Origin of the sequence: Kribbella voronezhensis (assembly GCF_004365175.1) — a bacterium.
Lineage (GTDB): Bacteria > Actinomycetota > Actinomycetes > Propionibacteriales > Kribbellaceae > Kribbella > Kribbella voronezhensis.
This window is the reverse complement of the sequence record NZ_SOCE01000001.1, coordinates 5,041,512-5,067,246: the sequence shown is the minus strand read 5'-3', so window position 1 is coordinate 5,067,246 and position 25,735 is coordinate 5,041,512. Positions and strand designations below refer to the sequence as shown.

24 protein-coding genes are annotated in these 25,735 nt (G+C 68.9%); 7 read left to right on the top strand and 17 right to left on the bottom strand.

Going from position 1 to position 25,735, the window contains the following annotated elements; all coding sequences use genetic code 11:
- Window positions 1-86 precede the first annotated feature (86 nt).
- The 4 genes from EV138_RS23720 (at window position 87) to EV138_RS23705 (ending at window position 2,918) form a co-directional block, all read left to right on the top strand.
- Window positions 87-581 (top strand): pyridoxamine 5'-phosphate oxidase family protein, encoded by a 495-nt coding sequence (locus EV138_RS23720; RefSeq protein ID WP_133980989.1) that lies wholly within the window; start codon window positions 87-89, stop codon window positions 579-581.
- A 26-nt stretch (window positions 582-607) separates the two neighbouring features.
- The gene (locus EV138_RS23715) at window positions 608-1,078 is read left to right on the top strand and encodes an MSMEG_6728 family protein (RefSeq protein ID WP_133980988.1); all 471 of its coding nucleotides are present in this window, start codon (window positions 608-610) and stop codon (window positions 1,076-1,078) included.
- Between the two features lie 102 nt (window positions 1,079-1,180).
- Entirely contained in the window at window positions 1,181-2,341 is a 1,161-nt protein-coding gene (locus EV138_RS23710) for a glutathione-independent formaldehyde dehydrogenase (RefSeq protein ID WP_133980987.1), read from the top strand.
- A gap of 1 nt (window position 2,342) precedes the next feature.
- Entirely contained in the window at window positions 2,343-2,918 is a 576-nt protein-coding gene (locus EV138_RS23705) for a type 1 glutamine amidotransferase domain-containing protein (RefSeq protein WP_133980986.1), read from the top strand.
- 61 nt (window positions 2,919-2,979) lie between these two features.
- On the opposite strand, the gene EV138_RS23700 is transcribed toward EV138_RS23705, so the two are convergent.
- From EV138_RS23700 to EV138_RS23680, 5 genes are all read right to left on the bottom strand, one after another.
- Window positions 2,980-4,002, bottom strand: coding sequence for a helix-turn-helix transcriptional regulator (locus EV138_RS23700; protein WP_133980985.1), 1,023 nt, complete (start codon window positions 4,000-4,002; stop codon window positions 2,980-2,982).
- Window positions 4,003-4,159: 157 nt separating this feature from the next.
- The gene (locus EV138_RS23695; RefSeq protein ID WP_133980984.1) at window positions 4,160-4,762 is read right to left on the bottom strand and encodes a manganese catalase family protein; all 603 of its coding nucleotides are present in this window, start codon (window positions 4,760-4,762) and stop codon (window positions 4,160-4,162) included.
- Between the two features lie 54 nt (window positions 4,763-4,816).
- Complete coding sequence (locus EV138_RS23690) at window positions 4,817-5,068, bottom strand: UBP-type zinc finger domain-containing protein (protein ID WP_202866804.1); 252 nt, start codon at window positions 5,066-5,068, stop codon at window positions 4,817-4,819.
- A 175-nt stretch (window positions 5,069-5,243) separates the two neighbouring features.
- Window positions 5,244-6,596 carry a neutral zinc metallopeptidase gene (locus tag EV138_RS23685; protein ID WP_133980982.1) on the bottom strand — a complete coding sequence of 451 codons (1,353 nt, stop codon included), beginning with the start codon at window positions 6,594-6,596 and terminating at the stop codon, window positions 5,244-5,246.
- A 96-nt stretch (window positions 6,597-6,692) separates the two neighbouring features.
- Complete coding sequence (locus EV138_RS23680) at window positions 6,693-7,226, bottom strand: Hsp20/alpha crystallin family protein (RefSeq protein WP_133980981.1); 534 nt, start codon at window positions 7,224-7,226, stop codon at window positions 6,693-6,695.
- 105 nt (window positions 7,227-7,331) lie between these two features.
- On the opposite strand from EV138_RS23680, the gene EV138_RS23675 reads away from it, so the two are divergent.
- The gene (locus EV138_RS23675) at window positions 7,332-8,339 is read left to right on the top strand and encodes a hypothetical protein (protein ID WP_133980980.1); all 1,008 of its coding nucleotides are present in this window, start codon (window positions 7,332-7,334) and stop codon (window positions 8,337-8,339) included.
- A gap of 61 nt (window positions 8,340-8,400) precedes the next feature.
- On the opposite strand, the gene EV138_RS23670 is transcribed toward EV138_RS23675, so the two are convergent.
- The 12 genes from EV138_RS23670 to EV138_RS23615 all read right to left on the bottom strand — a co-directional run bounded on the left by EV138_RS23670 (window position 8,401) and on the right by EV138_RS23615 (window position 23,930).
- A complete protein-coding gene (locus EV138_RS23670) occupies window positions 8,401-10,017 on the bottom strand; it encodes an FAD-dependent oxidoreductase (protein ID WP_133980979.1) in 1,617 nt (538 codons plus the stop codon).
- A 22-nt stretch (window positions 10,018-10,039) separates the two neighbouring features.
- Window positions 10,040-10,474: a thioredoxin gene (gene trxA, locus EV138_RS23665; RefSeq protein ID WP_133980978.1), complete on the bottom strand. Its 435-nt coding sequence runs from the start codon at window positions 10,472-10,474 to the stop codon at window positions 10,040-10,042.
- On the bottom strand, window positions 10,471-13,098 hold the full coding sequence (gene clpB, locus EV138_RS23660) for an ATP-dependent chaperone ClpB (protein ID WP_133980977.1): 2,628 nt from the start codon (window positions 13,096-13,098) through the stop codon (window positions 10,471-10,473). The genes trxA and clpB overlap by 4 nt, the downstream gene beginning before the upstream one ends.
- A complete protein-coding gene (locus EV138_RS23655) occupies window positions 13,089-13,397 on the bottom strand; it encodes a chaperone modulator CbpM (RefSeq protein ID WP_133980976.1) in 309 nt (102 codons plus the stop codon). Before EV138_RS23655 ends, clpB begins: the two co-directional genes overlap by 10 nt.
- Window positions 13,394-14,356 carry a DnaJ C-terminal domain-containing protein gene (locus EV138_RS23650; RefSeq protein ID WP_133980975.1) on the bottom strand — a complete coding sequence of 321 codons (963 nt, stop codon included), beginning with the start codon at window positions 14,354-14,356 and terminating at the stop codon, window positions 13,394-13,396. Before EV138_RS23650 ends, EV138_RS23655 begins: the two co-directional genes overlap by 4 nt.
- The gene (locus EV138_RS23645; RefSeq protein WP_133980974.1) at window positions 14,356-14,853 is read right to left on the bottom strand and encodes a nucleotide exchange factor GrpE; all 498 of its coding nucleotides are present in this window, start codon (window positions 14,851-14,853) and stop codon (window positions 14,356-14,358) included. Before EV138_RS23645 ends, EV138_RS23650 begins: the two co-directional genes overlap by 1 nt.
- 5 nt (window positions 14,854-14,858) lie before the next feature.
- Window positions 14,859-16,754, bottom strand: coding sequence for a molecular chaperone DnaK (gene dnaK, locus EV138_RS23640; protein ID WP_133980973.1), 1,896 nt, complete (start codon window positions 16,752-16,754; stop codon window positions 14,859-14,861).
- 136 nt (window positions 16,755-16,890) lie between these two features.
- Window positions 16,891-17,376, bottom strand: coding sequence for a YflT domain-containing protein (locus EV138_RS23635; protein WP_133980972.1), 486 nt, complete (start codon window positions 17,374-17,376; stop codon window positions 16,891-16,893).
- Between the two features lie 124 nt (window positions 17,377-17,500).
- On the bottom strand, window positions 17,501-20,347 hold the full coding sequence (locus EV138_RS23630; protein WP_133980971.1) for an ATP-binding protein: 2,847 nt from the start codon (window positions 20,345-20,347) through the stop codon (window positions 17,501-17,503).
- Window positions 20,344-21,750, bottom strand: coding sequence for a helix-turn-helix transcriptional regulator (locus EV138_RS23625; RefSeq protein WP_133980970.1), 1,407 nt, complete (start codon window positions 21,748-21,750; stop codon window positions 20,344-20,346). Before EV138_RS23625 ends, EV138_RS23630 begins: the two co-directional genes overlap by 4 nt.
- A gap of 144 nt (window positions 21,751-21,894) precedes the next feature.
- Window positions 21,895-23,256 (bottom strand): DUF7125 family protein, encoded by a 1,362-nt coding sequence (locus tag EV138_RS23620; RefSeq protein WP_202866803.1) that lies wholly within the window; start codon window positions 23,254-23,256, stop codon window positions 21,895-21,897.
- 8 nt (window positions 23,257-23,264) lie between these two features.
- Window positions 23,265-23,930: a response regulator gene (locus EV138_RS23615; protein ID WP_133980968.1), complete on the bottom strand. Its 666-nt coding sequence runs from the start codon at window positions 23,928-23,930 to the stop codon at window positions 23,265-23,267.
- A 288-nt stretch (window positions 23,931-24,218) separates the two neighbouring features.
- On the opposite strand from EV138_RS23615, the gene EV138_RS23610 reads away from it, so the two are divergent.
- Window positions 24,219-24,653, top strand: coding sequence for a hypothetical protein (locus EV138_RS23610; protein ID WP_166678661.1), 435 nt, complete (start codon window positions 24,219-24,221; stop codon window positions 24,651-24,653).
- Window positions 24,654-24,670: 17 nt separating this feature from the next.
- Entirely contained in the window at window positions 24,671-25,588 is a 918-nt protein-coding gene (locus EV138_RS23605) for a PrsW family intramembrane metalloprotease (protein ID WP_133980967.1), read from the top strand.
- The last annotated feature ends 147 nt before the right edge of the window (window positions 25,589-25,735 follow it).

Genomic DNA, 25,735 nt, shown 5'->3' with positions numbered 1-25,735 from the left:
GTTTGTGATGCTCCGGCCGCCGTCCGGGTACTGCGAGGTGTCCGCCGGCCACGGCGGGGACCCGATCGTCGCGAGGAGCACGCAAGATGTCCGAAACCGACACCCCGGTCAGCCACATCGCGCAACTGGTGAAGCGCGCCAAGATCTGCATGCTGACGACAATGACCGCTGACGGGAAGCACGTAGCCCGGCCGATGGCACTCCAGGAAGCCGAATTCGACGGAGACCTCTGGTTCTTCGCGTACGACGACTCCGCCAAAGCCCAGGAAATAGTGATCGATCCGCAGATCAACGTCAGCTTCACCAACGACAAAAGCAGCGAGTGGACCTCCATCTCAGGCACCGCCGAACTCGTACACGACCGAGCCAAAGCCGAAGACCTGTGGTCCCCACCCCTCAAAGCCTGGTTCCCCGACGGCCTGGAAACCGAAGGACTGGTTCTCATCAAGGTGCACGCCGACAGTGCGGAGTACTGGGAAGGCCCAAGCAGCAAAGCAGTCCGCCTCCTGGGCGCCGCCCGAGCAGCCATCACCCGCAACCCCGACAATTTCCCCGCCACCAACGAAACAGTCGAACTCTGACCTCTCCCCCAGCGGACAGAAACCCCATGCAGTCCTTCCTCCCCTACCCCGACTTCGCCGCAACCGCGCGCGTACTCGACCCCCAGCGCCTCGGTAAACAACGAGTGGAAACAATCCAGATCCTCCGCGGCCTGACCATCGCGAACTACGGCTGGCGCCACCATCCAGCCGTAAAGATGTGGACCGGCTACGAGGAAGCCCTGGTCCGCTACGGCCTCGAAATCTGCTCGGCCTGGACCACCACCGGCCACCCCGACACCTGCGAACCAACCCTTCGAACCGACCTGGCCAACCACTGCGACGTCACCACCGTCCGCCCCCAAACAGCCCTGGCAGCAGCCGGTGACCTACCCCCATGGCTAGGCGACAACGCCTTCCACCGCAGCCACCGCTCGGCCCTGCTCCGCAAGGACCCGGCCTACTACGGCAACCTCTTCAACGAGCCCACCGACCTCCCCTACATCTGGCCGGCTTCCGACCGCCGGACCACCTGCTGACCGCCGGGTCGGCATTTCTGCCGATACCAATCCTCGAACCACGCTGCCTGTAATGGAAACCGAAGTTCACGGCGTAGGGCGCATCGGCGACGAGGAGGCAGCATGAAGGCAGTGGTGTACGAGGGACCCGGTCAGGTCAGGGTCAAGGAGGTGTCGGACGCACGGATCGAGCGTCCGACCGACGTCTTGGTGCGGGTCACGTCGGCGAACATCTGCGGCTCGGACCTGCACATGTACGAGGGCCGGACGGACTTCGAGCCCGGCCGCTGGTTCGGGCACGAGAACCTCGGCCAGGTGGTCGAGGTCGGCGACGGGGTCGACAAGGTCCGGGTGGACGACTGGGTCGTCCTGCCGTTCAACATCTCTTGCGGACACTGCAAGAACTGTGAGCGTCAGCTCACCAATTACTGCCTGACCGCCCAGCCGGAGCCCAACCTGGCCGGCGCGGCGTACGGCTTCGCCGACATGGGCCCGTACGGCGGCGGGCAGGCCGAGCTTCTCCGGGTGCCCTGGGGTGACTTCAACTGTCTGCGGCTCGGGGCGGACGCCGAGGAGCGCCAGACCGACTACGTGATGCTCGCCGACATCTTCCCGACCGGCTATCACGCCACCGAGCTGGCCGGCGTACAGCCCGGCGACCAGACGGTCATCTACGGCGCCGGCCCGGTCGGGCTGATGGCCGCCCTCTCGGCGACCATCCGGGGCGCGAGCAAGGTGATGGTCGTCGACCGCCACCCCGACCGGCTGCGGCTGGCCGAGTCGATCGGAGCGATCGCCATCGACGACTCGAAGGTCGATCCCGTACAGGCCGTGCTCGACGAGACGATGGGGCTGGGCGCGGACAACGGCTGCGAGTGCGTCGGCTACCAGGCCCACGAGCCCGACGGCCAGGAGCAGCCGAACCTGACGATGAACCGGCTGGTCGCCTCGGTGCGCTTCACGGGGAAGATCGGTAACGTCGGAGTCTTCGTGCCCCAGGACCCTGGTGCCAACGACGAGCTGGCCAAGCAGGGCAAACTCGCCTTCGACTACGGCATGTTCTGGTTCAAGGGCCAGCACATCGGCAGCGGCCAGGCACCGGTCAAGAAGTACAACCGGCAACTGCGCGACCTGATCGCCGCGGGCAAGGCCGAGCCGTCGTTCATCGTAAGTCACGAGCTGCCCCTGGACCAGGCGCCAGAGGCCTACGAACACTTCGACAAGCGGGATGACGGCTGGACGAAGGTCGTGCTGCATCCCACGATGGCGGGGGCAGGTGCCTGACATGGCTGGAGAGCTGAAAGGACGCCGGATCGCCATTCTCGCGGCGGACGGGGTGGAGCGGGTCGAGCTGGAGCAACCGCGGCAGGCACTGGACGACGCCGGCGCCGTCACCGAGGTCGTCTCCATCGCCGGCGGCGAGATCCAGGCGCGCAACCACGATCTGGAGGATGCCGGGACCTTCGCGGTCGACCAACTGGTCGGCTCGGTGGCGGTCGACGACTACGAGGCATTGCTCCTGCCGGGCGGGACGGTGAACCCGGACAAGTTGCGGATGGAACCCGCCGCGGTGGAGTTCGTCCGGAACTTCGTCCAGTCCGGGAAGCCGGTCGCTTCCATCTGCCACGGTCCGTGGAGCTTCGTCGAGGCCGATGTGGCGCGAGGCCGCCGGTTGACCTCGTGGCCGAGCGTCCGCACCGATCTGCGCAACGCCGGCGCGGAGGTGGTGGACGAGCAGGTCGTCACCGATGGCAACATCACCACGAGCCGGTCCCCCGACGATCTGCCGGCCTTCTGCGAACGCATCGTGCAGGAATTCGCCAAGGCCCCGCAGTCGGCGGGCGCCGGTGGCCGGGCATGAACAAGGAGGACGGTTGCGTTCGTGCCGTGTTCCGTCCGGCTGGCTAGACGACCGGTGCGGGTCAATGCCGCCGGACGGGCAGGCAGGTGGGAGCGGGAGGGACGTAGCAGCCCTCCCGCTCCGCCCGTACGGCGGCGAGCGTTCTCGTCGGCGCCTGCAGCTTGCCCAAGAGGTGCTCGACGTGCGTGGCGACGGTACGAGGGGCTACGACCAGCCTCCGGGAGATCTGCTGATTCGAGCAGCCCTCCACCAGCAGTCCCAGCACCTGGAGTTCTCGTGGAGTGAGGCCCCGGGCACCGCAGTCGGGCGTCATCAGGACTATGCCCAAGACGAAAGCTGGTAGCTCGGTCGCCGCCAGTACGGTCATCCGCACGTGGTCGCCGGCTCCTGAGTCGTTTCCCACCGGCCACAGGAACGAGCGGTAGACCTGTCCCGCCAGGAGGGTCCCCCGGGCGATGTCCACGACCGGCGACTCGGCGTCGAGCAATGTGTGGTCGTCGAGTCCCGGCAGCGGGCAGGTGGTGCCGTCGCGGAGCATGACGGCACCCGCGACGGCACCTTCCACGAGGCGCGTGCTGGCAAGGAGTGAACGCATCGGGGACAGTGCCCGGGCGATGAGCGGAGAAAGCTGCCCGAGGCGATCACGCATCGCAGGTGTCGGAGGCTCCTTGCTGGAGTACAGCAGGCCGAGGAATCCTACGTGCGCGCCATTCGGTTCGAAGAGGGCGACGCCCAGACCTTCGCGGAAGCCTGCCGGGGTGAGGCACTCCGCCCAAGTCGGCAACTCGTCGACCGCGATCGGAAGCTCCGCCACGCTGACGGGCGGCCGGTCCCGGTTCAGTCCGGTCAGTTCGATCTCCTGGGCCACCGCCGGACGGTCCAGGTAGGACGTCACCGATCGATCCAGCCTGCAGGTGCCGATCGGTGCGTAGACCTTCGACCACGGATCGGTCAGCGCCAGCCACGCGGCTTCGAACGGGACCCAACGGTCGAGCCTGTCCAGGAGCGCGTTGGCCCGATCAGGCAAGGAAGCGGTGGAGGCAGCAATCTCGGTCATCTCGGCGACGGGCGGACGGTCCCGCATGGAAACTCCCTTCAGCCACGCGGAATCAGGAGACGGTCGACACTCCGCGCGGATCACAGGTTCACCGATCGGACGGAGCTCTTCGCCGACTGAGGAATGCCTGTCTGTACCCACCGAAGTACGGAATATCTGTCTGGCACGACAGGTCGCGGATCCTTCAGCCGTCCGCCAGCGGCGCGTCCTCGGCCAGCTCCGCGGCAGCGGATCGGCACAGCCGCCGATCCACCGCGGCTCGTGCCAGCAGGCAGGAGAGCAGGTACCGGATGTCGGCGTCATCTGTCAGCCGGTAGAGGCCGGACAGCTGCGTCCAGCGGTGGTGTTCGGCGTCGGCATTGGTCCGGAAGTCGGCCGCGAGGTTCCGGCTGACGTTGCCGGAGGCAACTTGCCAGGGGTTGTCCGCGGCCTGGGCCGCGGCGCCGACGGCGATGGCCTGTTGCAGGTCGGTGCCGCCGATCACCGCGGCGACCGCCGGGTCGAGCCGGACGGCGTCGTCGAGGACGGTCGCCGGAGCGTGCTCCAGCAACTGGGCGATCATCGTCGCCAGCATCTCGATGTTGGCGACCTGTTCGGCGCCGAGGCCGAAGACCAGGTCGCGATATCTGCCGGGAACATGCATGTCCCAGGGCTGGAACATGTAGTGCATGGCGACGCCGACCTCGTCGTACTGGCCGCCGAGCACGTCCTCCAGACGGCGCGCGTACCAGGCGTCCGGCTGCTCGGGAACCGACTTGAACTGAAGGTCCTGACGGTGGTTGAACATGGGTCCGTCCTCAGCGGGGATGAGTGGATCGTTCGGTGCCGGCCGTGCGGTCGGTCAGACGAAGGCCTCGTCGAAGTAGCACCAGCGCCAGTTCTCACCCGGTTCGAGGGACTGCACGATCGGGTGTCCGTCGTACGCCGCGTGGGCGCGGGCGTGTTTCAGCGGCGACGAGTCGCAGCAGCCGACATGACCGCAGCTCAGACACAGGCGCAGGTGTACCCAGGGCGAGTTCAGCTTGAGGCACTCCTCGCACCCTTCGGGTGTACGTGGCCGGACCGGCCTGACCAGGGACAGGTGGGGATCCATCGCGCTCGTCACCTGGCCCGGGTCGTCGTGAGCACATCCCGTTTCATGCCAACGGCCTTGGCCATGCTTGGCCTCCTGCATCTTGGGTCTTGCTGCTTTCGAATGGGTTGGGCGCTGCCAAATCTTGTCCACCGCCGGACGGCGCGCATCCCCGGAACAGGTGGTTGCGGGCGTTTCACCTGCAGGCGCCGAGCCCTTGGAACAACCCCCGACGCATCGCCGCTGTCCGCTCGAACGCACCACCCCGGTCGAGCCGCGAACCGGTCGGGCTCGTGCTGTCGGCGACAATGGTGGCCAGCACCTCGTCGACGTCGCCCGGTGACAGCGAAGTCCCGTCCAGCCCGTCGCCGGCAAGGGCGGAGAGCCATGCACCGGTGAAGCAGTCCCGCTGCAGACCAGACGCTCGCCCCGAAGACGGCAACCCGGCCTGGAACTGCACCGCGAGTCCCCAGGCCTCGCTGAGCGCAGCACCGGTGGCCAGGTCGCCGATCCGCTGGTGCGCCTGCAGAAGTTCGGGTGTCACCAGGACCACCGCGTTGCCGTCGGAGCAGTAGCCGGAGCCCATCTCGACAACACAATTCGCCTCCGGCGGGCGATCGACCTGCCTGCGCGCCGGCCGATTGAAACTCTTGCCGGGAACGACCTGCGGCATGGCCGCGGTCCAGTAGTCGTCGAGGGATCCGGACAGTACCCGTATCGCCTCGCTGAAGGGCAGGTTCCCGCCGGTCCGCGCCTCGGCCACCGTGCGGAACGGCAGTTCGGTCGTCACCGCACGGCCCTCGGGGAACGCGGCGCATCCGCGGGCTCCGCCTTCGTACCCGGTCTGGAAAGCGTTCACGCGGTCGAAGCCGAGCCCGTGGGCCTGGGGATTCGTGGCCGGGGTGCCGGGCTGGTCCCGGAGTACGAGGATCGTGCTGATCGAGGTGTCGAGTGCGCCGTCGGTCAGGCCGACCGGGTCGTCGGCGGTCTTCTCGGTGTACCGGAGCCAGGAGCCGGAGAAGCAGTCGGCCTGCAGTTCCGTCACCACCGACGGGGCATCCACCCCGGCCCGTCGCTGGATCGCATGCCCCATCTCGTGGGCCAGTACGACGGCCGGAGCGATCCCGCCGAACTCGTTGTTCAACTGGGGGAACAGCTGCGCGCTGTCGTAGGCGATGTAGTCGTCGCCCGGGCCGCCGCAGTAGAAGGCGTTCCCCTTCAGGTCCTCGTAGGTCTGGCGTTTACCCGCACAGGTGAAGGGCGGGCTCTGCGGCGACTTCGGCTGGAACCCGCCGCGCAACTGCTCGAACCCTTTGCCGTAGACAGCGGGGAACTCGCCGGCCCAGAAGTCCACCAGGCTTCGTTGCGTCGCGGCCACCGCCGGATCCAGCGGCGCAGGCCCTCGGCCGAGCTGGACCTGCGGTACGTCGTGGTCGGCCTTCCGATTCGCCACGGCGGCACCCACCATGAGCGCCACCACCGCGACCACCGCCATCAGTGCCAGGGTTGCCGCACCGGCCGCGCTCTTGCTGCCCCTCGGAGAACTCACTGGTGTCGTCCTCTCGTTCGATCGACGTCGTGGCAGCGGCCGTCCTCGCGCCGCCGGACAGGACTCAGGCTGCCGAGCTCCTGGTCGGCGTCCGGCTCATGCGCTGTTGCCGACCGGCTGCTGTTCCTGGCGGGTGCCGGCGTTGTCGCTGCCGGGCGTCGTGCCGTTCGCACCGGAGTCCACGCTGACGGTGGTTCCATCAGTCGTCGACCCTTCGGTGATCTCGACCCGGCGCGGCTTGGCCTGCTGGGCCACCGGCACCACCAGGGTCAGCACACCGCGGTCGTACCTCGCGGCGATCCGATCGAGGTCCAGGCTCTCGCCGAGGAACAGCTGACGGGTGAACGTGCCCTGCGGACGCTCGGCGACCACGACCTCCCGGCCCTCCGACGGCTGCCAGTCGCGTTCCGCCCGGACGGTCAGCACGTTCTTCTCTGCGGTGATGTCGATCGAGTCCCGGTCCACGCCGGGCAGATCGAAGTGGATGACGAACTGATCGCCGTCCCGATAGGCGTCGATCGGCATCGTGCGTTGCTGCATCCCGGTGCCGCCGGTGTTCGACAGCGCTTGGGTCATCCGGTCGAGTTCACGGAACGCGACCTCACGGAACGGGTCGAAACGCATCAGCATGGCTGTCTCCTGCTGTCAGGGGCTGGGACTCCGAGCCTTGCAGCCGCTCCCGGAGCCGACATCCCCTGATCGGGTAGTCATTGCACGACTGGGTACTGAACGGCCATGGAGTCAATTCGCGTCGGACTCGTGGCTGATCCCGCCGCGCCGACCGTGATCGCACGACGACTGACCGACCTGAGTCCGCTCGACGGTCGCAGCGCGTGGGACATCACCGTGGTGAGTGAGCCGTTCACCACCGGCTCCGAGGACGTCGGCGTAGCGGTGGGCCGGCTGCAGAACCACGCTCGCAGGCGGGGCTGGGACCTCGTGGTCGGTCTGACAGAGCTTCCACTCCACGATCACGACGGCCGGCACCTGCTGGTCGAGACCGATGCGGAACGCCAGGTCGCGGTGCTGTCCTTGCCCGCACTGGGTGGGCTCCGGATGCATTCCCGCGCCCGGAGCGCGGTGCGCTCGCTGGTCAGCGGCATGGCGGAGTCGACCACGCAGAACGAGCATCGGGTAGCCCTTCCCCGCCGGCGCGGCCGCTGGCGCCTGCTCTCCGGCATGGTGCTCGCCAACCGGCCGTGGTTGTTGGTGCCCGGGCTGAAATCCGCGCTCGTAGCGGCGCTGGCGACCGGCGCCGTGGCCACGATCAACTCCACGGTCTGGCCGCTGGCCAGTTCGATGTCGTGGTGGCGGCTGGTCGTCGCGACGATCGGCTCGATCGCGCTCGTCGTCGGGTGGCTGGTGATCGACGGAGAACTGTGGGACCGCCCCGACGACGACTCCCCGCGGTCGCGGGAAAGGTCGCGCCTCTACAACGCCTCGACCTTGGTGACCCTGATGGTCGGCGTGCTGATCTGTTACGCCGGCCTGTACGTCGTGAACCTCGCGCTGGCCTACTTCGTCGTCGACCCGGACGTGATGGCCGGCGCTGTCAACGCACCGGTGGGCCACGGCGACCTGTTCGTCCTGGCCTGGTTCGTCGCGTCTGCCGCGACTGCTGGCGGCGGCCTCGGCTCCGGCCTGGAGTCGGACGAGGCGATTCGCGCCGCCGCGTACTCCAAGCGCGAGCAGGACCGCCGCGACCGCCTCGCCCGCGACGCCGGGCAATCCACCGACTCCTGACGCGGCGGCCGCCCGCCGCCGGAGCCGAGGCCAGCGGCCTACTGTTGCTACTAGCAACGACTCACCGGGAGTGGCCGAGATGCTCGTGCACCATGCGTACGGCGAGGGCACCGTCCCCGACGGCGGCGGCGACCCGCCGGACCGAGCCGCTCCGGACATCGCCCGCGGCGAAGACTCCGGTCCTGCTGGTCTCGAGCAACTGCCGCTTGCCCGGCAGTTGGCTCCCGGTGAGGACGAAGCCTCGATCGTCCAGCACGATCTGGTCGCCCAGCCAGCGCACGTGCGGGAGGCTGCCGATGAAGACGAACAGGGCATTGGCCGCTTCGACGTGGCGCTGCCCGGTCTTCAAGTCCTCCACCACGACTTCTTCCAGCACCCGGTCGCCGTGGGCCGCACGCAGTTCGCTGTGCGCCAGTACGGCGATCCCGTCGGTCTGCTCGATCCGGTCGGCCAGGTAGCGGGACATGTCCTGCCCGAGTTCGTTGCTCCGGACAACGAGCACCACCTGGGCCGCGTGCTGGGCGAGGAACACCGCGGCCTGTCCGGCGGAGTTGCCGCCCCCGACAACGACCACCGGGTCGTTCCGGCACAGATTCGCCTCGAGCTCGGTCGCCGCGTAGTACACGCTGGCCGAGGTGACGGCGTCCAGTCCGGGCAGCTCCAGTTTTCGGTACCGAACGCCGGAGGCGATCAGGACCGCCCGGCTGCTGATGCGTGCCTCGTTCGCCAGCTGTACTACGTGGTGCCCGTCCCGCTCCTCGAGGGCCACGGCGGTGGCCGGCACGGTGAGTTCGGCACCGAAGCGCCTGGCCTGGATCTCGGCGAGGTCGGCCAGTTCCGCGCCACTGATGCCCGCCGGGAAGCCCAGATAGTTCTCGATCCTCGACGAAGTACCCGCCTGGCCGCCGGTGGCGACGGAGTCCAGGACCACGGTCGCCAGTCCTTCTGACGCGCCGTACACCGCGGCCGCGAGACCGGCCGGCCCCGCGCCGACGACGATCAGGTCGCAGGCCGACCGCACTGGCGTCGTCCGGCGCAGTCCGACCGCGGCGGCCAGTTGTTCGTTGTCCGGGTTCCGCAGTACCTGACCCCGCCAGATCACCACCGGCGTTTCGTCCCGTCCGAGGCCGAGTTCACGCAGCAGGCGCTCGGCCTCCGCGTCGTTCTCCAGGTCGATCCAGTGATGTGGCAGCCGGTTGCGCGCCGCGAACTCCCGCAGGCGGCGGGTGTCGGCCGAGAACCGGGATCCGACGATCGCGAAGCCCGCGCCGAGGGTCAGCTGGAGCGACCGGCGGATCAGGAACGCCCGCAGGATCAGGTCGGCCAGCCGGGGATCCCGCGGTACCAGGTCCCTCAGCTGGTCGAGCGGCACCGCCAGCACCTCGCCCGGCTCCTGTGCCACCGCGCTGAGGAACAACTGCTGCCCGGTCAGCATGCCGATCTCGCCGAGGAACCGGTGCGGCCCGTGGACGGCCACGACACGTTCCTGCTCGGCCGTGTCCTGCACCACGGCGACCGTGCCGTCGAGCACGACGATGAATTCGTCCGACGGCTCCCCCGCGGGTTGCAGCACGTCGCCCGCACTGGTCGTGCGGCGCTCGCCGAGCGGTGTGAGCTCGGCCAGTTGGTATTCCTCCAACCGGGGATAGGCGCCGTACAGGTCGGGCGTTTCCTTCATCAGGACTGCCGGGGTTCGTTGATCACGGGGCCGGCTCCTTGGCCAGTGCGTCTTCCAGCCAGGGCCGCAGGACCGGCGCCTGGGCGGCACCGATCTGGGTGGCGACAACCTGTCCGTGCCGCAGCACCATCAGGGTCGGAATGGATCGCACGTCGAAACGCTGGGACAGCCCCGGCGCCTCGTCGGCGTTGACCTTGACCAGCTTGAACTGGCCGGCCTTCTCGCTGGCGAGCTTTTCGAGCACCGGACTGACCATCCGGCACGGTCCGCACCAGGGAGCCCACAGATCGACCAGGACCGGCAGACTGGCCTGCTCCACGACCTCGGCGAAGTCGTTGTCGCCGGCATCGACGATCCAAGGCAGCGGCCGGTGGCAGTTGCCGCAGCGGGGAATGCCTTCCGCCGCGGCAGGCACCCGGTTGCGGCGCCCGCAGTGGGGACACGTCGTGACCTTCATGCCGCCACCTCCACCGGGTTCTCGTGGCTGACGGCGATCTCGCCGTCGTGGACGGTGACCCGGATCACCGCTCCGTCCAGAATGTCGCCGCCGAGCAGGGCGCGACCGATCCGGGTCTCCACCTCGCGGGCGATGAACCGCCGCAGCGGACGGGCGCCGTACACCGGGTCGAACCCCTGGGCGGCGATGTGCCGGGCCGCCTCGGGCTCGACCTCGAGCGTCATCCGGCGATCCGCCAGCCGGGTGCGCAGATCGTCGAACATCAGGTCGACGATGCGCTCGATCTCGGCCATCGTGAGCGGCTTGAACAACACGATCTCGTCCACCCGGTTGAGGAACTCAGGGCGGAACTGCCGCCGCAGCTCGTCCATCACGGCATCCCGGGCGTCCTCCTTCACCTGCCCGTCCGCGGTCACCCCGTCCAGCAGGTACGCCGAGCCGATGTTCGACGTCATGATGATCACGGTGTTGCGCAGGTCCACCGTCCGGCCCTGGGCGTCGGTCAGCCGGCCGTCGTCGAGGATCTGCAGCAAGGTGTTGAAGACGTCCGGGTGTGCCTTCTCGATCTCGTCGAAAAGCACCACGGAGTACGGCTTGCGCCGAACCGCCTCGGTCAGCTGGCCGCCCTCCTCGTAACCGACGTAGCCGGGTGGCGCTCCGACCAGCCGGCTCACCGTGTGCCGCTCCTGGTACTCACTCATGTCGATCCGGACGATGTTCTCCTCGGTGTCGAACAGCGCCGCCGCGAGCGTCTTGGCGAGTTCGGTCTTTCCCACCCCGGTCGGGCCCAGGAAGATGAACGAGCCGATCGGCCGGCGCGGGTCCTTGATGCCCGAGCGGGCCCGGACGATCGCGTCCGCCACCAACTGGACGGCCTCGTCCTGGCCGACCAGCCGCTCGTGCAGTACCTCGTCCAGCCGCAGCAGCTTCTCGCGTTCGCCCTCCTGCAAGCGGCTGACCGGAATGCCGGTCCAGCGCGACACGATCGAGGCGATCTCCTCCTCGGTCACGACCTCGCGGAGCAGCCGATGGCCGTGCTGCTTGGTGGCCAGTCGTTCCTCCTCGGCCGCGAGCTGACGTTCGAGGTCCGGCAGCCGTCCGTGCCGCAGTTCGGCCGCGCGGTTCAGGTCGTAGTCGCGCTCGGCCTGCTCGGCCTCCTGCCGGACCTGTTCCATCTGCTGCCGCAGGGTCTGCACCTTGCGCAGCGCCTGCCGTTCCGCGTCCCACTGCGCGTGCATGGCGTCCGCCTCGGACCGGAGATCTGCCAGCTCCTTGCGCAGCTCGTCCAGCCGCTGCCGGCTGGCGGCGTCCTCCTCCTTGGCCAGCGCGGCCTCCTCGATCTCCAGCCGGCGTACCCGGCGGGTCAGCTCGTCCAACTCGGCCGGCATCGAGTCGATCTCGGTCCGCAGCATCGCGCAGGCCTCGTCCACCAGGTCGATCGCCTTGTCGGGCAGGAACCGGTCGGAGATGTACCGGTGGCTCAGCACGACGGCCGCGACCATCGCCGCGTCCTGGATCTTCACGCCGTGGAAGACCTCCAGCCGCTCCCGCAGTCCACGCAGGATCGAGATCGCGTCCTCGACGGTCGGCTCGTCCACGACCACCGGCTGGAACCGGCGTTCCAGCGCCGCGTCCTTCTCGACGTGCATCCGGTACTCGTCGAGCGTGGTGGCGCCGATCATGTGCAGCTCACCGCGGGCCAGCATCGGCTTCAGCATGTTGCCGGCGTCCATCGCCCCTTCGGTCGCACCCGCACCGACCACCGTGTGCAGCTCGTCGACGAACAACAGGACCCGGCCCTCGGCCGCCTTCACCTCGTTGAGCACGGCCTTGAACCGTTCCTCGAACTCACCGCGGTACTTGGCCCCGGCAACCAACGAGGCCATGTCCAGCGCGAACACCGTCCGGTTCCGCAGCCCTTCCGGGACGTCGCCGTTGGCGATCCGTTGCGCGAGTCCCTCGACGATCGCGGTCTTGCCGACGCCGGGGTCTCCGATCAGCACCGGGTTGTTCTTGGTCTTGCGGGACAGGATCTGCACCACTCGGCGGATCTCGTTGTCCCGGCCGATGACCGGATCCAGCCGGCCCTCCGCGGCATCCTTGACCAGATCGCGGCCGTACTTGTCCAGCGCCTCGTACGACGCTTCCGGCATCGCCGAGGTGACCCGCTGGTTCCCCCGGACGGTGGTCAGCGCCGAGAGGAAGCCGTCGCGGGTCAGCCCCTGCTCGGCGAGCAACCGCCCGGAGGTGCTCTGCCGTCCCTCGTCCAGCAAGGCGATCACCAGGTGTTCGATCGAGACGTACTCGTCCTTGAGCCGCTTGGCCTCCCGGTCGGCGGCGTCGAGCAGCCGGGACAACCTCTGGGTCACCAGCACCTGGCCGGGCTCCGCGCCCGGACCGCTGACCTTGGGACGCCGGGACAGTTCCTGTTCGAGCCTGTCCCGCAGCCCGTCCGGATCCGCGCCGGCCTGAGCCAGCAGCCTCGGGGCCAGGCCGTCCGGCTGGTCCAGCAGCGCCAGCAGCAGGTGCTCGCCGTCGATCTGACTGTGCCCGAACCGCAGCGCCTTCGTCTGAGCGTCGTGCAGAGCCTCCTGCGACTTCTGCGTCAGCCGGTTCATATCCATGTCCTGGCTCCTCTTCCGGCGAAGCGCCTGCGCTCCGCCTCCAGCACGGCGATCCGGTCCAGCAGATCCATCACCAGCCCCAGCGCCGCATAGTTCAGGGCGAACCCGGCTCGCAACCGCTGGATCCGGGCCACCCGGCCCAACTGGGACGGGCTGAACCACAACTCGCCGGTGCGATCTGTCGTCACCTCGAGCAGTCCGAGAGTGGCGAACCGTCTCAGCAGTTCGGGATGTGCGCCCGCCAGCCGCGCGAAGTCCTCCAGCGCGAACCGGGTGGGTCTGGTCAACGAATGGCTCACGACGGTCTCCTCGGGTCGAACTTCGACGTACCGGCCAACTCCTCGAACAGCCGCTTCTCCTCGCGGGTGAGCCGTTCGGGGACCATCAGCCTGACTTCGGCGTACAGGTCGCCAGGTGCCCCGCGGGGGTTCGGCAGGCCGCGGCCCTTGAGGCGCAGCCTGCGTCCGGTCGAGCTGGCCTTCGGCACCTTCACCGTCGCCTCACCATCGGGCGTCTCGACCGGCACCGACGCCCCCAGCGCTCCCTCCCAGGCGGCGAGCGGAAGGTCGACGACGAGATCACGGCCCGAGACCCGGTACCGAGGATGATCCGCGATCCGGACCAGCAGGTACAGGTCACCGGCGGCCGCGCCACCGGTGCCCTGGCCGCCCTGTCCGCCGAGGCGGATCCGCTGGCCGTTCACCACACCGGCCGGGATCTTGACGTCGATGGTCCGGTCCGTCCCGGTCGGACCACGCACCGTCAGCTTCCGGCTGGTACCCCGGTAGGCCTCCTCCACGGTCAGCTCCAGCTCGACTTCCTGGTCCGAGCCCGGGATCCGGCCCCACCCGCGCCGGCCCCGGCCTGCGAACATTCCGCCCAGCAGGTCGTCCAGATCGATGCCCTCGGCATCGAACTGCCCGGCTCCGGTCTCCCAGCCGCCCTCCCGGGCACGGCCGCCACCGCCGGTCCGGCCGGCCCGGCCGGCGCCGGCACGGGAACGGCTGTACGTGTCGGGGTCGACGTCGGCCGGCACCCGGCGGAAATCCTCGCCGAACGCGTCGTACCGCTTGCGCTGCTGTGGATCGGACAGGACGTCGTAGGCCTCGGAGACCTCCTTGAACCGCTCCTCCGCGTCCGGGTCCTTGTTGACGTCCGGATGGTACCGGCGGGCCAGCTGACGGTAGGCGCGCTGGATCTCGTCGGCGCTCGCGGTCCGGGAGACCCCAAGGATCTCGTAGAAATCCCTGGCAGGCATCAGCTCTCCTTCGCGGCGACCACCACGGCAGCCGGGCGGAGCACCCGCTCTCCGTCGCCGTACCGGGGCCGGACGACGTGCACGATCGTGCCGGGCGGCACCTCCGGGCGCGGCGTCGTTCCGACCGCCTCGTGCAGCGCCGGGTCGAACGGCTTGCCCTCGTCGTCGAACCGTGGGTAGCCCAGACCGGCCAGTACCGCGAGGGCCTGGTCGCGCACGGCCCGGACACCTTCGACGATCGCGCCGTCCTCGCCGTCGGCGTGTTCCAGTGCAAGCTCCAGATTGTCGACCACCGGCAACCAGCCGGCGGTGACCAGCGCGCGTTCGGTGTCCCGCTGCCGGCTGGATTCCCGCGCGACCCGCTTGCGGAAGTTGTCCAGCTCGGCCGCCGTACGCCGCCAGTTGTCCTCAAGCTCGGCGGCCTTCTGTCGTGCTTGTTCCAAAGCTTCTTCGACCGGCGGCGCCGTGTCGGTCGTGTCGGTCTCCTGCTCGGCCATCGGAATCAGCTCGTCGAGAACTCGGCGTCGATGACGTCGTCATCGCCACCATCTGCCGGCGAACTGCCGCTGGAGCCCTGCGGCGGTGTGCCGGAGCCCTGGGGCGGCGTGCTCGTACTCAGCGCCTGCGCGACCTGCTGCAACTCGCCGGTGAGCGAACGTAGCCGCTCCAGCCCGGCGTCCTGACTCTGCAGCGCCTCGCGCGCGTCGCCGACCAGCATCTCGGCCCGGGCGCGGTCGTGCTCGGCCACCGCGTCGCCCCGGTCGGCGAGCAACTTCTCCACCTGGTAGGCGGCGGAGTCCAGCGCGTTGCGTGCGTCGACCAGCTCCCGCATCCGGGTGTCCTCGCTGCGGTGTGCCTCGGCGTCGGCGACCATTCGTTCGACCTCGGACTGGTCCAGGTTGGAGGTCTCGCTGATGGTGACCTGCTGCTCGGCGCCGGTGTCCTTGTCCTTGGCGGCCACATGCAGGATGCCGTTCGCGTCGATGTCGAAGGTGACCTCGATCTGCGGTACGCCGCGCGGCGCCGGACGGATGTTCTCCAGCCGGAAGCGGGCCAGCACCCGGTTGTCCGCGGCCAGTTCCCGCTCGCCCTGCAGGACCACCACGTCGACGGCGGTCTGGTTGTCCTCGGCGGTACTGAAGACCTCGGTACGCCGAGCCGGGATGGTGGTGTTGCGCTCGATCACCTTCGTCATCACGCCACCCATCGTTTCCAGCCCCAGCGACAGCGGGGTCACGTCGAGCAGCAGGACGTCCTTGACCTCTCCCTTGATGATCGCGGCCTGGACGGCGGCACCGACCGCGACCACCTCGTCCGGGTTCACCGTCATGTTCGGGTCCTTGCCGCCGGTCATCCGGCGAACCAGGGCCTGCACCGCCGGGATCCGGGTCGAGCCGCCGACCAGGATCACCTCGTCGATGTCGCCGGCCGTCATCTTGGCGTCGGCCATCGCCTGCTCCACCGGCCCGAGGCAGCGATCGATCAGGTCGGCGGTCAACTGCTCGAACGTGGAGCGCATCAGCGTGGTGTTCAGGTGCTGCGGACCTTGGGCGTTCGCGGTGATGAACGGCAGACTGACCGTCGTCTGGGTGACCGACGAGAGTTCGACCTTGGCCTTCTCGGCAGCCTCGAAGAGCCGCTGCAACGCCTGCGGATCCTGCCGTAGGTCGACCCCCACCTCGCGCTGGAAGTCGTCGGCCAGTTTGTCGACGATCCGGCGGTCGAAGTCGTCGCCGCCCAGATGGGAGTCACCGGCTGTGGCGCGGACCTCGACCACTCCGTCGCCGACCGTGAGCACGCTGACGTCGAAGGTCCCGCCGCCGAGGTCGAACACCAGGACCGTCTCGTTCTCCAGCTTGTCCATCCCGTAGGCCAGTGCCGCCGCGGTCGGCTCGTTGATGATCCGCAGCACCTCCAGGCCCGCGATGCGGCCCGCGTCCTTGGTGGCCTGGCGTTGTGCGTCGTTGAAGTACGCCGGCACCGTGATGACGGCCTCGGTGACCTTCTCCCCGAGGAACTTTCCGGCGTCCTCGACGAGTTTGCGCAGTACCAGCGCGGAGATCTCCTCGGGCGCGTGCAACTTGTCCCGGATCTTGAATCTGACCGCCCCGTCCGGCCCCGCGACCACGTCGTAGGACACGGCGGAAAGCTCCGAGGAGACCTCCTCGAACCTTCGGCCGATGAACCGTTTCGCCGAGGTGATCGTGCCCTTGGGGTTGAGCACGGACTGCCGGCGGGCCAACTGGCCGACCAGCCGCTCACCGGAGTCTGTGAACGCCACCACAGAGGGGGTGGTCCTGGCTCCTTCGGCGTTCGGGACGACCGTTGGTTGGCCACCCTCGATCGCCGCGATCACTGAGTTGGTCGTGCCCAGGTCGATGCCGACGGCCTTGGCCATGGTTTACCTCCTGTTGGATCCTGCTGTTCGGGGCCTGCTTACGGCTGTCACGGATACCCACGAGCCTGGTCCGGTCGCGCCAGGACGCACATCCCCGGAACAGGTGGTTCCAGGGGGCCGGGGGCGATGCGGGTGGTCAGGGCCGGCCGCGGGCGGGCATCCGGGCCAGCATCTCGACGGCCCGCGCCGCGTGCTCGTGCACGCAGTACAGGTCGAACCGTGTCGCCACGGTCAGCCCGACGGCGGAGAAGTCGCGCTCACCGAAGGTGAACAGATGCGCGATGAATCCCCACAGGGCTCCGAAGATCGCTCCGTAGAGCACGCCCCAGAGCAGGATCGCCACGACACCGGTGCCGGTGTCGGCGAACAACGACAGCAACAGGCCGATCAGGGCGCCGATCCAGGCTCCGGAGCCGGCACCGGCCAGGGCTGCCTTCCATTTGGTCAGCCGGCCGATCACTCGCTCGACCTGCTTCAGGTCCGAGCCGACGATGGTGATGTTCTCCACCGGAAAGCCGTTGTCCGACAAGTAGTCCACCGCGCGCTGGGCCTCGGCGTAACTGGCGAACGAGGCGATGGTCTCGCCGCGGATGAGGGTGGGTGTCTCCTGGGGGGTGGTCATGGAAGTCCCTTTCGAGAGGGGTCGACAGGACCAAGTTCCGCCGCCGTGCCGAAGGACGCATCCCTGGTTCAGGTGGTTTCCCAGCGCCGGGGGCTCGGCACGTCATCGCCCGACCGGGGGCCGATCAGCGATCGTTCTCGCCGGGAGTCGGCTCGCGGGTCAGCACGACGCGGGTCAGTTCGACCCGGGACCGGACATCGAGTTTGCGAAAGGTGTGCCGCAGGTGGGACTCCACCGTGTGCGGGGACAGGTCGAGTTCGTCGGCGATGGCGCGGTTGGTGAGTCCGGTCGCGACCAGCCGCGCGACCCGGAGTTCGGCCGTCGTCATACTGGCCCAGCCGAAGGCGGCCGGACCGGCCGCCGAACGATCCGCTCCCGACCCGGCGAGGTCGCCGAGCCGGTCCCGGACACGCCGGCCGAGTACGACGGCGCCGGCGCGATCGTAGTCGGCAAGGGCCAGCTGGAGCTGCTCAACGGCCTCTGCGCGCCGACCGTGCTGAAGCAGGCCGCGGGCGGCATCCTCGCCGGCACGGGCGCGGGCCAGCGGCCGGGGACTCGCTTCGAACGCGCGCGCGGCTGCAACCAGCCGGTCGTCGTCGCCGTGGAGCAGACCGCCTGCCTGCAGGCCCGCGGCGGCGAAGGAGATCACGCCCTGGTTGATGCGACTGAGGGAATCCGTCGCCTCAGCGGCGATACCGGCATATCTGGCATCGTCGGCTCGTCTGGCCAGGCCCACCAGGAACGGTCCAGCCATCGGATCGAACGCGAGCGCTTCCAGCCGGTCCGGCAGTTGCTCATAGAGCGAGGCAAGGTGGGCGAGCACCCGCACGGGCTCCTCACCGGCTGCCTCATCGACCACTGCCGTCGCCCAGGCCAGCCGCTGCGCACCGACGCTCCGCGGCTCGCTCACCCTGCTGACACCGTGTCGCAAACGGCGGCGGGCCACTCCGAACTCGCCCCGGTAGGCGCTGGCCTCGGCCAGGACCGCGCACAATTCCGGCACGTACATCCACGACTTCAGCTCCTCGGCCCGGCTCAGACCTGCGTTGCCCGCGGCAACGGCATCCGCAAGCTCACCTCGGTGCAGCAGCAGCAGCGCGTGGCAGGTGCGTCTGAACACCTCTGTCGCAGCCGTGCCGGGTTCGCCAGCCCATCGATCGGCGGCATCCCAGGCGGCCTGCGCCTCGTCGAAGCGATCGAGTGCCATCAGCGTGCGTCCTCGTGCCCAGTGCGCCTCCAGGCGTCGCGCGCCCGCCGCGTCAGCGGCCAGCAGGTCGGCGGCTTCGTCGATCAGCTGCAGCGATCTCCTGAGGCGACCGCGCACCCGCTCGGCGACCCCCATCGTGAGCAGAGCCCGGCCGGCGCGATCCGGCGTCATGTCGGTGGCCATCGCCTGTTCGCCTGCCCGCAGCGCCGCGCTGGAATCGCCTGCCAGCAGATGTGCGTTCGACTCCGCGGCGAACAGCAGTGCCCTCGTCGAGCCTTCGACATCCGCCAGGCCGAGGGCGGTTCTGGCATGGTGCAACGCCGAGGCCGAGTAGCCGGCGGTTCCGAGCGAGTCGGCCAGTTGGAACCGGAGCCTCGCCTCGACCTCGGCCGGCAAGCCGTCCTGCAAGGCGACCTCGGACAGTGTCTGAGCCTCGGCGCTGCGCCCGGCCAGGAAGAGCAGCCCGATCGCTTCCATGACACGCCAGGGCCGACCGGAGTCGGCGGCTGCCATCAGATCGACGGCTCGCAGCCGCAGGTCCCCCGCTGTGCCAGGGGCAGCGGCCACCATCTCGTCGGAAGCACGGATCAGCAGCGCGACGGCGTCGGTGTCTCCGGGCTCGGCACCGCTGATCGCGTGGGCGGCCGCGTCGGGAACCGATCCGCCGGTGGCGAGCAACGCGTCAGCAGCCTCGCGGTGCAGCCTCCTGCGCGCGTCGAGTGAGAGCCCTCGATAGACCGCGTCGCGGATCAGATCGTGCTGGAAGCCCAACTGGGTGCCTTCCTCCACCAGCAGGCCGGCCCCGAGCGCCTCCTGGACGGGCGGCAGCAACTCGGCGACTTTGCGGTGCAGGACCTTCGCCACGGACGGCACATCGAAGGTGCGGCCGAAGATCGACGCGACGTCCAGAAGTTGCCGGGTCAGCGGCGTCACCTGGGAAAGCCAGTCGGGGAGCCGCTGGTCCAGGGAGCCGGGCAGAAGCCGGGCGTGCGTCGCGTCGATGATCAGCTCGTCGTGTTCGGCGAGCGTCGTGAGTAGATCCACCACGATGGACGGGTTGCCGGCGCACTTGTCCAGGAGTCCCAGCAGGGCGCCGTCCGGTGCGGCCCCCAGCAGCTCACCGGCGAACCGGGCGACAGCCTCCGACGGCAGCGGCGCGAGCCGGAGCGGGACCGCTCCGACTGCGACCAGGTCGGAGAACAACGTGTCGAGCATCGGCCCGGACGGCCATGGACGCCTGCTCAGCAGCCACATGACCGGGCTGGTTGCCAGGCGTTCGGTCAGGGCTCTGGCCGCGACGACTGTGAGAGAGTCCGCCCACTGCATGTCGTCGAGTGTGATCAGCAGCGGCTGGTGGACGGTCGCCTTCCTGAGCGCCTGCTCGAGCTGATCGATCAGCCACGCGGCGTCATAGTCCCGCCCGTGGACCGGGTCGAACTCCGGGTTCGCGAGGATGGGTGGATCGCAACCGCGCAGTGCCGCCAGCAAGGGTGCCAGGGGCGCCGCCCCCGGCAGCTCGTCGGCGACGGCAGGCGCGATCGCGACCCCGAGCCGCCGGGCCCAGGTCACCGCCTCCCGCGTCAGCCGGCTCTTACCGAGGCCCCCCTTGCCTTCCATCACGATCACGCACCCCTGGCCCGCCGCCACCGCCATGACGGACTCGCTGAGCCGGCGGGCCTCGACCTCCCGGCCGTGCAAGGATCTGCGGGCAGCCGACCGGAGCCCGCCACCCTGATGAGGTGGGCGCATCGGCGGGGTGGTCATCGACAGGTTCGCCGATCCTGTTCGCGCTGGACGAACGCGCGCGTCAGATCCACCCGGCTGCGAATCCCGAGCTTGCGGTACACCTTGCGCAGGTGAAAGGAAACTGTGTGCGGCGAGAGGAAGATGCGGGTCGCGACCTCACGGTTGGTCAGCCCTTGTGCGACCAGTTCGGCCACCGTTCGCTCGGCGCCGGTCAAACCCTCCCAGCCCCTGGTGGCTCCCTGCGCCCGGTCGGCACATTCGCCCGCCCATCGCAGGGGATAGCGCATCTTCACCCGGCCCCGTACGGTTGCCCCGTCTGCGGGCCGGTCGGTCATCGGGGTCGTTGCCAACGCTGTGGCGAGCCGGCGCGTCCCGGTGACCTGACCACACAGCGCGAGACGCACCGCCGGCGGAACGCTGTCGACCACCGTCTGCCGGACCAGGTCGTGACGGAAGGTCAGGAGGTCCTTCTCCACGACGGTCAACAGGTCGGCGGCAACGATCTCGTCCAGCGGCGGGAGCACCTGCTCGGCCGGCCACCCGAGCAGGCCGGCCAGATCGTCCACGGCGAACGACCCGTCCACGGAGGCGGCGACCTCGAGGAGATGGCGCGCGGCAGGGCTGAGCCGCATGACCCAGTCGTGGATCACTTCCCGCACCCGCCTCGGGGGCTGCCCGGACAGCAACCGTGCCCGGGTCCCGGCGACGGCGACCCCACCCTCGTCGCGCAGTCCGTCCAGCAGCGCCCTGACCAGGAGTGGATTCCCTGCCGCACCGTGGGCCATGGCCAGCAGCTCCGGGTCCGGTCGCGCTCTCAGTACGTCGGCGATGAGGTCGGTGACGGCGTCGTCCGCGAGGGGCCCGAGGGCGATCCGAACCGCTCCCGAGCGCTCCCACTCGCCGAACAACCACTCGATCCGCGGATCCCGTGCGCCCATCCGCCGTACCAGCAGCCATCCGACCGGGCACTCGGCCAGCCAGGTCGGTAACGCTCGCAGCGCCGCAATGGTCGCCGCGTCGGCCCACTGAACGTCGTCCAGCGTGATGAGGACCGGGGCTCGTGCGGCCAGTATCCCCGTCTGTACCGCCAGCTTCTCGAGGCATGCGAGCAGCTGGCCAAGATCGGCCGGCGCCCGGGCCTGAGTACCAGCAGGGGGCGCCAGGTCCAGTCCCGAGAACAGCGGCGCCAGCGGTAACGGCCGCGGCAACTCGTCCACCTGACCCCGCGCGATGTTGAAGCCCTGGCGCGTTGCCCGTTCCTCGGCCGCGGCGAGCAGGCAGGTCTTCCCGACGCCCGGTGCACCGTCCACCAGCAGGATCGCACCGTGCCCCGTCGCCGCGGAGCCGAGCAGGTCGGCGACCGCCCTGAGCTCCCCGGCCCGACCGCGAAGCCGATCAGCGGACGGCCGTTGCGTGGACATGGGGAGCCATCCTTCTCACTCGTCGTGCGCGTCGCGGTACGTATCGAGACTCCCTCGCGCGACCGGTGTTCTGCCAGAGGTGCTGAGGAAGTGCCGAAGGCAACTACCTCTGCCTAGTACCCTGACCAGCCCCAAAGTCCCTCATCACTCGCGCGGAACGAGGATGATCCCGTCGGTGGTGATCTGGAACTCCCGGACCCCGGCCTCATGGTCGGTGGCCCGTGTCTTCAGTACCGTGAGCGTGCGCGACATCACCTCGGTGAGACCTCTGTACTGCAGCAGTACGACGTTGTCGGCCATGTGCGACGCCGCCACGTCCGAGAGCTTGGACACCCCGAACAGCTCAGGCAGCTCGTACGTCATCATCAGGCTCGTACCGCAGCGCGACGACCGGTGGAGCAACGAGTAGAGGTACTCCCGGAAGCGCATCTCGTCCGCTGCCGCGGCCTGCAGGTCTGCGAGGCTGTCGAGGAGAACCCTGCTGGCACCGGTCGTCTCGATCATGTCCAGGAGTTCGTACACCCACTGATCCACGTTGAGGTCGACGGGGCTGCGGTACATGAGCGTCAGCTCGCTGGACTTCACGGACCAGCCGAACTGCGACGCCGTCCGGTCCAGCTGCGACGGGTCCTCCTGCATCGTCGCGATGATCGCGCGCTCGCCCTGGCTGACGGCATGGAAGACGAAGTGCAGTCCCATCAGTGTCTTCCCGATGCCGGTCGGCCCCGCCACCAGGGTCGACGCTCCGGACCAGTAGCCGTCCTCGAGCATGTCGTCGAGCGCCTGGATACCGGACGGAACACGTTCACCGCGCAGCTCGTAGTCACTGGAGTCCGCGGCGTCGGCGAGCCGGGGATAGACGGTGATGCCCTCTGCCGACAGACGGTAGGAGTGCCTTCCGGCCAGAAACCCACCGCCGCGCAGCTTGTGTACCTGCAGAGCCCGGGAGGTGCGTTCGGCGGAGTGAACGCTCTTCAGGGCGATGATCGCGTCGGCCACGGCGAACTCGGGAGAGCGCTGGATCTCGTCCTCCTGGTACTCCCCCAGCCAGAGCGAGGTCGCCGGGTAGGCGCTCAGCATGCCGGCAAGATCGTGCAGGAACGGGCGGAAGGCACCGCTGCGGCCGGCGTAGGGATGCATCGCCTTGAAGCTGTCGATCACGATCATCGCGGGCTGCCTGATCCGGATGAGTTCGCGCACGCGCTCGAGAACTCCCGGCAGACCTTGGTCGCGGAGGACGAGCCCGAGGTCCTCGTACCACACGCTGTGCCCGACCGCCGCCGGGTCGAAGAACGACAGTGTCTGGCCGTACCGCAGAAGCTTCTCCAGTGGCTCGGAGACCGTGGACAGGTACAGGGCCGGCCGTTGAGGGGTCGCATTGGCGAACACCCATTGCTGCGCGAGGATCGTCTTACCGGCGCCTGGGGAGCCCGTGACCAGCACGATCGCGTGCCGCGGCAGTCCGCCGCCGAGCACGACGTCGAGCGGATCCGATCCAGAGGTCATCCGGTCGTTCACGGGTTCGGCTCCGCGGTGGAGCCCGAGCGCAGGTAGGCGCTCTGGCCGAGGAGATCCCGGACCACCGACACGAGTCGCAGCGGCTCGAGGGGTTTGCCCAGGAATGCGGCCGCGCCGGCCTCCAACGCCTCGTCGCGGAGATCGAGCGTGGAGATCGCCAGCACCGGAACGTCGAAGAGCTGTCGCACCTGTGCACACAGCCGCAGTCCCTGCCCGCCCGAGATCAGCAGATCGATCAGTATCAGATCCGGAGTCTTGCGGATGGCCTCGGCCATGGCCTGCTCGGCGGTGGAGGTGACCGTGACGGCGTACCCTTCGGTCCGCAGGAAATAGTCGGAGAAGTCAGCGGCGAACGGATCCTGCTCGGCCACCAGGATGAGCAATCCGTCGCCGCCCGGCACTCGTCCGGACTCCAGCGAAATGCCACCGGCCATCCGGCCCTGCAGGAGCCGGTAGGCGTCACCGGCAGACATTCCGTCCGACAATCGGTCCCCGACGAACCGCAACTGCTCCACCTGCAGCCGCGAATAGAGTCGATGGCCACCCGGGCTGCGCTCGGGGATCACGACCCCGTACCGCTCCTCCCACGTCCGCAGCGTCGCCGCCGGGATGCTGAGCATCCGCGCCAGTGCCCCGATGCTGTAGACGGGCTGGTCGGCCATAGGACGAACGCATCCCCCCGGTCTGTACGGCACGCGTTCTACCGGCGACCGCCGCCGGGAGGCTTCCGTGGCTGCATCCACGCCTGGAGCACCTGGTGTCAGAGCATGGATTTCTAGTGCGACACCGGCAGATTACCTCATCCGGCCGCAGGACGATCGGTTTCTCACCCGCAGGTTGGCGTCGCTGGACTACAAGGTTCCGGGATGACTACGCCGGGCCCTCCGATCAGACTCGGAATCGTGCCGCCGACCTTCCGCGACAGCAGCGGCGAGACAGGAGACGAACCCGTGAATCTGCGACTGAAGGCCTGGGAGGTGCCGCTGCGGGCCGGCGCGGGCGCCTTCATCCTCAATTCCGGCCTGACCAAGCTGCGGGCGGACGACGACGCGGCCAAGCAGACCCACGGATTCGCGACGAGCGCCTATCCCGCCCTCGACCGCCTCGATCCCCGGCTGTTCGTCGGAGCCCTGTCGGCCGGAGAGATCGCACTCGGCGCGGCTCTCCTGGTACCGGTGGTACCGGCTGCTCTGGCGGGGGCGGGTCTGATCGCCTTCTCCGGCGGCCTCCTCGGCCTGTACCTGCGGACCCCGGGCCTGCGGCAGGAGCGCAGCCTCCGCCCGACCGAGCGCGGCATCCCGATCGCCAAGGATGTCTGGCTCCTTGCCATCGGGCTCGCGTTCGTCGCGGACGAGGTCCGCGACCGGTGGCGCGCGAAGTCATGAACCGGGCTGTCCCTGCGATGACGTCCGTCAGCACCGGCAGACCGACCCATCGACGCGGCCACCGTCAGTGGGCCCAGATCTTCGGCATCGGCTTCGCGCTGTGGCTCGCCAGCCTCGTCGTCACACTGTTGACCGCCAACGCCAATCTGGTCCCCACCCTGATCCTGCTCGGCAGTTTTCTCGTTCCGCTGACGTTCGTAGCCTGGTCGTTCGAAAGGTGGCGGGACGAGCACATCACCGCCGAACTCATCATCCGTGCCTTCGTGGTGGGCGGGCTGCTGGGTGTGTTGGCCGCGGCCGTGCTGGAGACCTATCTGCTGGAACCGTCGCCGTTGTTGTTCGTCGCTGTCGGCCTGATCGAGGAGGCCGCCAAGCTCGGCGCCCTGGTCTTCGTCACCCGGCACCTGGCGCGACGTCATGGCCGCGACGGATTCGTCCTCGGTGCCGCGGTCGGCTTCGGGTTCGCGGCGTTCGAGTCGGCCGGCTACGCCTTCAACGCGCTGCTGACCGTCAAGGGGCTGTCGTTGACCGCTCTCGTCGAGACCGAGTTGCTGCGAAGCGTGCTGGCACCGTTCGGACACGGGCTCTGGACGGCGATCCTCGGTGGGGTGCTGTTCCGGCAAGCGCGCTCGGGCCGATTCCGCCTCGACCGAGCGGTTCTCCTCACCTACGTGGGAGTCTCGCTGTTGCACGCACTGTGGGACTCCACCCACAGCATCGCGCTCGCGCTGACCTTCGTGCTCACCGGTACGCCGTGGCAGTACCGGCTGCTCTCGATGGGCTACCTACCGACACCCACCTCCAAGCAGGTGCACGTCTTCACGATGTTGTCTGTCGGCCTCCTCGCCCTGGTATCACTGCTGGGCATCGCCGCCCTCCTAATCACTTGGCGCAGAACGCCACCCGAGAACGAACCCACAACCGCCCTACCCTGACAACCCGCAAGCCTCGCGACGCCCGTGCCGCTTCAGAACTGGAACGCTGGCCCATCCATCCGCGCCTCCCCCCGGCTACCACCACGTCGAAAAGATGATGTGGCACGGCGCCTCGGCAAGCGTGACGGCTGACAGATCTCTGGCGGT

Excerpts from the sequence above, each read along its gene's own strand:
- EV138_RS23720 (WP_133980989.1), top strand. The coding sequence starts at position 87 with ATGTCCGAAACCGACACCCCGGTCAGCCACATCGCGCAACTGGTGAAG.
- EV138_RS23715 (WP_133980988.1), top strand. The coding sequence starts at position 608 with ATGCAGTCCTTCCTCCCCTACCCCGACTTCGCCGCAACCGCGCGCGTA.
- EV138_RS23710 (WP_133980987.1), top strand. The coding sequence starts at position 1,181 with ATGAAGGCAGTGGTGTACGAGGGACCCGGTCAGGTCAGGGTCAAGGAG.
- EV138_RS23705 (WP_133980986.1), top strand. The coding sequence starts at position 2,343 with ATGGCTGGAGAGCTGAAAGGACGCCGGATCGCCATTCTCGCGGCGGAC.
- EV138_RS23700 (WP_133980985.1), bottom strand. The coding sequence starts at position 4,002 with ATGCGGGACCGTCCGCCCGTCGCCGAGATGACCGAGATTGCTGCCTCC.
- EV138_RS23695 (WP_133980984.1), bottom strand. The coding sequence starts at position 4,762 with ATGTTCAACCACCGTCAGGACCTTCAGTTCAAGTCGGTTCCCGAGCAG.
- EV138_RS23690 (WP_202866804.1), bottom strand. The coding sequence starts at position 5,068 with ATGGATCCCCACCTGTCCCTGGTCAGGCCGGTCCGGCCACGTACACCC.
- EV138_RS23680 (WP_133980981.1), bottom strand. The coding sequence starts at position 7,226 with ATGCTGATGCGTTTCGACCCGTTCCGTGAGGTCGCGTTCCGTGAACTC.
- EV138_RS23675 (WP_133980980.1), top strand. The coding sequence starts at position 7,332 with ATGGAGTCAATTCGCGTCGGACTCGTGGCTGATCCCGCCGCGCCGACC.
- EV138_RS23670 (WP_133980979.1), bottom strand. The coding sequence starts at position 10,017 with ATGAAGGAAACGCCCGACCTGTACGGCGCCTATCCCCGGTTGGAGGAA.
- trxA (WP_133980978.1), bottom strand. The coding sequence starts at position 10,474 with ATGAAGGTCACGACGTGTCCCCACTGCGGGCGCCGCAACCGGGTGCCT.
- clpB (WP_133980977.1), bottom strand. The coding sequence starts at position 13,098 with ATGGATATGAACCGGCTGACGCAGAAGTCGCAGGAGGCTCTGCACGAC.
- EV138_RS23650 (WP_133980975.1), bottom strand. The coding sequence starts at position 14,356 with ATGCCTGCCAGGGATTTCTACGAGATCCTTGGGGTCTCCCGGACCGCG.
- EV138_RS23645 (WP_133980974.1), bottom strand. The coding sequence starts at position 14,853 with ATGGCCGAGCAGGAGACCGACACGACCGACACGGCGCCGCCGGTCGAA.
- dnaK (WP_133980973.1), bottom strand. The coding sequence starts at position 16,754 with ATGGCCAAGGCCGTCGGCATCGACCTGGGCACGACCAACTCAGTGATC.
- EV138_RS23635 (WP_133980972.1), bottom strand. The coding sequence starts at position 17,376 with ATGACCACCCCCCAGGAGACACCCACCCTCATCCGCGGCGAGACCATC.
- EV138_RS23630 (WP_133980971.1), bottom strand. The coding sequence starts at position 20,347 with ATGACCACCCCGCCGATGCGCCCACCTCATCAGGGTGGCGGGCTCCGG.
- EV138_RS23625 (WP_133980970.1), bottom strand. The coding sequence starts at position 21,750 with ATGTCCACGCAACGGCCGTCCGCTGATCGGCTTCGCGGTCGGGCCGGG.
- EV138_RS23620 (WP_202866803.1), bottom strand. The coding sequence starts at position 23,256 with ATGACCTCTGGATCGGATCCGCTCGACGTCGTGCTCGGCGGCGGACTG.
- EV138_RS23615 (WP_133980968.1), bottom strand. The coding sequence starts at position 23,930 with ATGGCCGACCAGCCCGTCTACAGCATCGGGGCACTGGCGCGGATGCTC.
- EV138_RS23605 (WP_133980967.1), top strand. The coding sequence starts at position 24,671 with ATGACGTCCGTCAGCACCGGCAGACCGACCCATCGACGCGGCCACCGT.